The sequence below is a fragment of the Candidatus Ichthyocystis sparus genome (assembly GCF_900078745.1).
Lineage (GTDB): Bacteria > Pseudomonadota > Gammaproteobacteria > Burkholderiales > 2013Ark19i > Ichthyocystis > Ichthyocystis sparus.
The window spans coordinates 1-1,260 of the sequence record NZ_FKII01000076.1; the positions used below are offsets into that span (position 1 = coordinate 1).

Here is a 1,260-nt window from a genome sequence, read left to right on the forward strand (position 1 = left end):
ATTAAATAAAAAAATACAAGTATCGATCGATGCTACGAGTAGTACAGTACCTTTGTAGTTTATACAAAGGTCGTACAAACCTTGAAAAATCATGTATCACGTGCAACATAGACATTCAATGTATATATTGATACACAATTCCGTTATGAATGATTCCTTCGTCAAACTAGCATAAATTACGTATAAAATAAAAAAATTCACACATGAAATTTATTTTTTTAATTCCACAAATATTCCTAGCTACTGCATAATCAGCGTGAGACACATTATTACCCGATAGCTCCAGAAAACGACTTCCGTTTAATCATATATCATATGAAGAAACGAAACCCACAGTACTTAACATAGTATAAAAACGAACCATCTATGCACAAAAAAACGCATAAAATTATGTAACGCTAATAGTAAGAAGTAAGATCAGTTCTAACAATTAACTCCTCCTTTTCCTTTTACGTCCTCTTACTCTCTGAGCACTACCACGATGTGAAGAAGACAACCTTCCTCTACCGCCTCTCATAGGCCCACTAGATTCACCGGCAGGTGGTGAAGGCGGAAGCCCTCGATTCAGCAATGCTGCGAATCTCACTCCCACATCCTCAGAAACAGTATCGGTATCAGTAGCCACTAGCGGAACATTACCAACACCAATAGGTGCAAAAGAGGAAGGCCCAGAAACAACACTACTACTCATAGATATCGAAGAGGAAGGTTCAGCAGTGACATTACTAGTAGTAGTAGATACCTCAAAAGGACTCTTAAATTTCATAATAAGTGCTTTCTTAAGTCCGTGAACATAAACAGAAGAACTACTACTAGCTGCCGTGGAAGATTCTCCAATAGAGGAAATAGAAATAGAAGAAGAGACAGTAATTGGAACTATTGGCTGCTCAGATGAGCACACAGGAGTTAATTCACCTACTAAAACTCCCGACTCAGAAACAATAACCTCCGTAGCTGGCCCAACCATTTCTCTACTCGATACAGATGATTTCGTAGAGGAAGAGGAAACATCAGCATCCAATCCTAATTCAGATGGAGATGAAGATAAATATGAAGATGAAGACGCGGGTGAAATCGAAGGTGAAGAAGGAGGCGGAAGTGATTCATCCCCCAAATCACAAAATGCAGAATCAGCACCAAACGTAGTCAACCTTACTCTATCTTCTCCAGCCGATGGAGAAAAAGATAAAATACCAGCATCTACTTCCAACCCAGATGGAGGTGAAGATGAAGGCAAAGGAGCAGGCAAAAAAGAAGGTG

1 protein-coding gene is annotated in these 1,260 nt (G+C 39.3%); it reads right to left on the reverse strand.

The window, feature by feature from the left end:
* Positions 1 to 430 precede the first annotated feature (430 nt).
* Positions 431 to 1,260 (reverse strand): hypothetical protein (locus A6733_RS09090; protein WP_242641609.1); only part of this gene is annotated, 830 nt, incomplete at its 5' end.